Genomic DNA, 5,013 nt, shown 5'->3' with positions numbered 1-5,013 from the left:
AGTCGGCGGCCGTACCAGATGCCGGACATGCACAGCGCCGGGCGGCCGGCGCAGTCCTCCGGGTCGTTTCCGCCTTTTTCGCCGTCCTCGCCGTCCTCGCCGTCCTCGCCGTCCTCGCCGTCCTCGCCGTCCTTGGCTTCCGCGTGGCCGAGCGGCGGCTGCGACTCGTAGGCGCTCCAGGAGCGGTGCGAGAGCCACCACAGCAGTCCGGTCAGGGCGGTGGGCACCAGGGCCGCGAGGGCCAGCCGGCGGCCCGGCTGCGCCCACCAGCCGCCGTTGTCGGCGGAGAGGAAGCCGAGCCAGGACTTGTGTCCGGCGCAGGCGGCCGAGCCCGCGCACTGCCAGGCCGTCAGGTCGAGCGCGACCTCGCAGGCGGCCGCCACCAGCAGCACGGTCAGGCTGAGGGCGACGAGCCGGACCAGTACGCCGTAGGTGCGCACCGCGAAGCCGCGCCCGTCGACGGCCGGCCGCATCCAGTGCGCGAGGTTGGCGACCATGAACGGCAACAGCAGCAGCCACAGGGCGCGGGAGCCGTTCCCCGAGGTGAGGTTGCACCAGGTGTACGCCTCGGGGACGGGGCGGTCCCGGTAGTCCTGCGGCCGGTCCTCGGCGTCGGCGTCGTCCGTACGGCGGTAGACGGCGGCCGTGTCGTCGCCGGTGACCCGGACGGTCCGCGGATCGCCGAGCATCCGCTCCGGGGTGGTGCCGCCGACGCCGTGCACGAGCAGTTCGAGGGCGAGTGCCGGGCAGTCCGCGCCGGCGTCGCGGGGCACGGCCGCCGCCGTCGCGCCGGTCGGCTGTGCTGCGTTGCCCTGCGCTGCGTTGCCCTGTGCTTCGTCCGCCCGCGCCGCATCGTCCGGTCGGCTCGCGTCCGGGCGCGCCGCGCCCGTTCCCGCTGTGGCTGGTCGCGCTGCGTCCGGCCGTTCTGTACCCGACCGCTCTGTACCCGACCGCTCTGTGCCCGGCTGCCCGGCTGCCGCCATGGCCTCCCCCGATCCCCGTACCGCGTTTCTCGTACAGGATGGTCCTGTCCCGCATTCGGCGCAGCCAACCCGGTGCGGGAAGAGTCGACATCACGATCCCGGTGCGCTCACTCGATCGCTTGTCGTACGTACATGGGAGGATGGCCGGGAAAAGGCGACGTCCGCTGATCGGAAGGAACAGTCCGGGGTGAGCGACAACCAGAACCTGCTCGCGGAGCAGCGGCGCGCTCTGATTCTCGACGAGGTGCGGCGGCGCGGCGGAGTACGGGTCAACGAGCTGACCCGGAAGCTGAACGTCTCGGACATGACGGTCCGTCGCGACCTGGACGCGCTGGCCCGCCAGGGTGTCGTCGAGAAGGTGCACGGCGGTGCGGTGCCGGTCGCCGAGGCGAGTACGCACGAACCGGGCTTCGAGGCGAAGTCGAGTCTGGAGCTGTCCGCCAAGGAGGACATCGCGCGCGCCGCCGCCGCGATGGCCGCGCCCGGCAGCGCCATCGCGCTGTCCGGTGGCACCACCACCTACGCCTTGGCGCAACATCTGCTGGACGTACCGGAGTTGACCGTGGTGACGAACTCGGTGCGGGTGGCCGACGTCTTCCACGCCGCGCAGCGGGCGGCGGCGAACGGCGGGCCGGCCTCCCGGTCGGGCGCGACGGTCGTGCTGACGGGCGGGGTGCGCACCCCGTCGGACTCCCTGGTGGGACCGGTGGCCGATCAGGCGATCCGCTCGCTCCACTTCGACGTGCTGTTCCTGGGGGTGCACGGCATATCGCTGGAGGCGGGCCTGTCGACGCCGAATCTCGCCGAGGCGGAGACCAACCGCCGGTTCATGCGCTCCGCCCGTCGGGTGGTGGTGGTCGCCGACCACACCAAGTGGGGCACTGTGGGGCTGAGTTCGTTCGCCTCGCTGGACGAGGTGGACGCGCTGGTGACGGACACCGGGCTGCCCGAGGCCGCGCGCGAGGAGATCTCCGAGCTGATTCCGGAGCTGGTGGTGGCGGGCGAGGCCCGCGGCGGAGCGGATTCCTGACCGGCCGCCGGTTAGGGTGTCGGGGAATCGCCGCACGAGCGGTCCTGGCCGCCGTGCACCGGAGTGCCGTACGACTGCCCCGTCCGCCAACCCAGTTGGGAGTGCCGGCCCATGGCGCGCCGCCTTCGATCCGTCGGGCTCGACTTCACCGAGTCCGCCCCCGTCCGACTGGTCTTCACGGCTGAGGTGGCCGCCCCGCCGGAGGAGGTCTTCCGCGCGCTGGCCGAGGACGTCGAGGGCTGGCCCGCGTGGTTCGGCGCGGTGACACGGTGCCGGCCGACCGACGGCGGCAAGGGCCGGGAGGTCGCGCTGCGGGGCGGCACACGCTTCCAGGAGACGATCCTGACGGCCGAGGCGCCCGTGCGCTACGCCTACCGGATCGACAAGACCAACGCCCCCGCGCTGCGCGCCATGGCGGAGGACTGGCGGCTCACCCCGTCCGCCACCGGCCCCGGCACCCGGGTGCGGTGGACGTTCGCGGTGGACGGGCCGGCTCCGCTGCGCTTCGCGTTGCTGCTCGCGCGGCCGGGCCTGGGCCGCGCCTTCCGCAACGCGGTCCGCGCCCTGGACCGGCGGCTGGCGCTGGTCTGAGCCCGATCCGGGCCCGGCCTGAGCCCGGCCCGCCATAGGAGCCGGGCCCCAGCGGCTGGCCGGCCCAGGGAACTACCGCCCCCGCAGGCTCAGTTGGGCCAGAGGCCCGTCGCGAGGAAGGTCTCGATGGTCCGGGTGTACGGCGCGATGTCGAGGCCCTGATCGGCCAGCCAGGCGTCGGAGTAGTACTTGTCGAGGTAGCGCTCGCCCGGGTCGCAGATCAGCGTGACGACGCTGCCCGTGCTGCCCGCCGCCACCATCTCCGCGACGATCTTGAGCGCGCTCCACAGCCCGGTTCCGGTCGACCCGCCCGCCTTGCGGCCGAGCCCGGCCTCCAGGGCGCGTACCGCCGCGATGCTCGCCGCGTCCGGGACCTGCATCATCCGGTCGATCGCGCCGGTCACGAAGCTCGGCTCCATCCGGGGGCGGCCGATGCCCTCGATGCGCGAGCCGCAGTCGCTGGTCGCGTCCGGGTTGCCGGTCAGCCAGCCCTCGAAGAAACAGGAGTTCTCCGGGTCCGGGACGCAGACGCGGGTGTCGTGCTGCATGTAGTGCACATAGCGGGCGATGGTGGCGGAGGTGCCGCCGGTGCCCGCGGTGGCGACGATCCAGGCGGGTTCGGGATAGCGCTCAAGACGCAGCTGGCTGTAGATCGACTCGGCGATGTTGTTGTTGCCGCGCCAGTCGGTGGCCCGCTCTGCGTACGTGAACTGGTCCATGTAGTGGCCGCCGGACTCCGCCGCGAGGCGGGTGGAGATCTCATACACCGTCCGCGGGTCGTCCACCAGATGACATCGACCGCCGTGGAACTCGATCAGCCGGGTCTTCTCGGGACTGGTCGTGCGCGGCATCACCGCGATGAAGGGCACCCCGATCAGCTTCGCGAAGTACGCCTCGGACACCGCCGTGGAGCCGCTGGACGCCTCGATGACCGGTTTTTCCGGCCGGATCCAGCCATTGCACAGCCCGTACAGGAAGAGCGAGCGCGCCAGCCGGTGCTTCAGGCTGCCGGTCGGGTGGGTCGATTCGTCCTTCAGATAGAGGTCGATCCCCCATTTCTCGGGGAGCGGGAAGCGCAGCAGGTGGGTGTCGGCGGAGCGGTTGGCGTCCGCCTGAACCTTTCGTACCGCTTCCTTCAGCCAGGCCCGGTATTCCGGGTCGCTGCGGTCCACGTCCACCGTCGTCATCGGCTCGGTATTCGGGACCGGGACCGTGGGGTGGCCGATCTCTGTCTGCTCAGTACTGCTCACCGGTGACGCTCCTCCTGCTCGTACTCCCGCCCCGCACGGTGCGCCGGGCATTCCCGATCATAAATGGGCACTGGTGCACAGGCCCGGTCACGTGCAGACTGCCAGCAGAGCGGCTGGGACGGCAGGACTCAATCGCCGCGTAGCTGAAGGAGGCGGTTGAGCATGGCGGAACCCGAGTTCACTGCGAGAGGGGTGCGGATCGAACGCTGGCTGCGCTCCGTCACCCGGGCCGGGCAAGTCCTCATCAAAGACGGCCGCTTGGAGCTGCTGACGAGTTACGGGCGGGAGATAGACAGCGCTCCCGTCAAGTCCGTGCATGCGACCAAGCCGTGGTTCGCGACCCGCGGCCGGGCCCTGGCCACGGTGAACGGCACCCGGTATCTGCTCACCCTGGGCGGGACCGACGCCGTGCGCGGAGCGCAGGGGCCGCCGATGGCCCGCCGTTTCCTGGACGCGGTGCACAACGCGGGCGAGCACACGGCCCGGGACTGAGCCGGCGCGAGTTGCGCGTCCGCTCGGGCGGGTCGACTCTGGTCTTATCACTAAGGGTTCACCGGCAGTCACCTTGAGAACCGGATCGCCGGCGGAACACAGCAGCCGCCGCTGCTGGATCCCCCATTGCCGCACCTGAATCGGGCAAGCCCTACTTCTTCAGGGAGTCGCAGCCGTGATCAGCATCAGCCGGCCCAGCAGACATTGCACGCTGGAGCTCCAGGCACTGCCGCCCCGTATCGGGCAGGTCCGCAGAATCGTCTCCGCGCAGCTTCGCTACTGGCAGCTCGATCCGCTGATCGACCCGGCCGCGCTGGGCGTCACCGAATTGCTGACCAACGTGCACCGGCACGCGGAGACCGACAAACAGTGCTCGGTGGAGCTCTCCCTGCTGCTCGATCAGCTCACGGTCTCGGTACGCGACCACGACCCGCGGCTGCCGAAGGTCCGCAGCGCCGACCCGCTGGACACCACGGGTCGCGGCCTGGACCTGATCGCCGCGATCAGCGAGAACTGGGGCGTCAGGGCGCACCCCGACGGCGCGGGCAAGGCCGTCTGGTTCACCCTCCCCGCCGTCGGGCCGCGTCCGGCCGTCCCGCCGCTGAGCAGCGGCGGGGCGGCGGACCGTGCGGCCCGCCGCCCCTCCTCCGTGACGACCGTCCCGATC

At 71.6% G+C, this 5,013-nt stretch carries 5 protein-coding genes and 1 pseudogene; 4 read left to right on the top strand and 2 right to left on the bottom strand.

The genetic code is table 11. From position 1 onward, the window contains the following. Positions 1 to 773, bottom strand: a pseudogene (locus tag QMK28_RS33575) (hypothetical protein); the annotation flags it as partial. Between the two features lie 397 nt (positions 774 to 1,170). Here QMK28_RS33575 and QMK28_RS33570 point away from each other — a divergent pair. Next, a complete protein-coding gene (locus QMK28_RS33570) occupies positions 1,171 to 2,013 on the top strand; it encodes a DeoR/GlpR family DNA-binding transcription regulator (protein ID WP_326443476.1) in 843 nt (280 codons plus the stop codon). A 111-nt stretch (positions 2,014 to 2,124) separates the two neighbouring features. Next, on the top strand, positions 2,125 to 2,604 hold the full coding sequence (locus tag QMK28_RS33565; protein ID WP_326443475.1) for an SRPBCC family protein: 480 nt from the start codon (positions 2,125 to 2,127) through the stop codon (positions 2,602 to 2,604). A gap of 89 nt (positions 2,605 to 2,693) precedes the next feature. Here QMK28_RS33565 and QMK28_RS33560 read toward each other — a convergent pair whose 3' ends face one another. After that, a complete protein-coding gene (locus QMK28_RS33560) occupies positions 2,694 to 3,791 on the bottom strand; it encodes a PLP-dependent cysteine synthase family protein (RefSeq protein ID WP_326443477.1) in 1,098 nt (365 codons plus the stop codon). A gap of 225 nt (positions 3,792 to 4,016) precedes the next feature. Between QMK28_RS33560 and QMK28_RS33555 the strand changes: the two genes are divergently transcribed. After that, entirely contained in the window at positions 4,017 to 4,346 is a 330-nt protein-coding gene (locus QMK28_RS33555) for a hypothetical protein (RefSeq protein WP_326443474.1), read from the top strand. A gap of 175 nt (positions 4,347 to 4,521) precedes the next feature. Continuing rightward, on the top strand, positions 4,522 to 5,013 hold a 492-nt coding region (locus QMK28_RS33550), incomplete at its 3' end, for an ATP-binding protein (RefSeq protein ID WP_326443473.1).

Origin of the sequence: Streptomyces sp. H27-D2, from assembly GCF_035828615.1 — a bacterium.
GTDB lineage: Bacteria > Actinomycetota > Actinomycetes > Streptomycetales > Streptomycetaceae > Streptomyces.
Note: the sequence above shows the minus strand (reverse complement) of the source record. Positions and strands in the feature narration are given on the sequence as shown.

Bases quoted from the DNA above. Each gene is read 5' to 3' on its own strand.
- QMK28_RS33565 (WP_326443475.1), top strand. From the start codon at position 2,125: ATGGCGCGCCGCCTTCGATCCGTCGGGCTCGACTTCACCGAGTCCGCC.
- QMK28_RS33560 (WP_326443477.1), bottom strand. From the start codon at position 3,791: ATGACGACGGTGGACGTGGACCGCAGCGACCCGGAATACCGGGCCTGG.
- QMK28_RS33555 (WP_326443474.1), top strand. From the start codon at position 4,017: ATGGCGGAACCCGAGTTCACTGCGAGAGGGGTGCGGATCGAACGCTGG.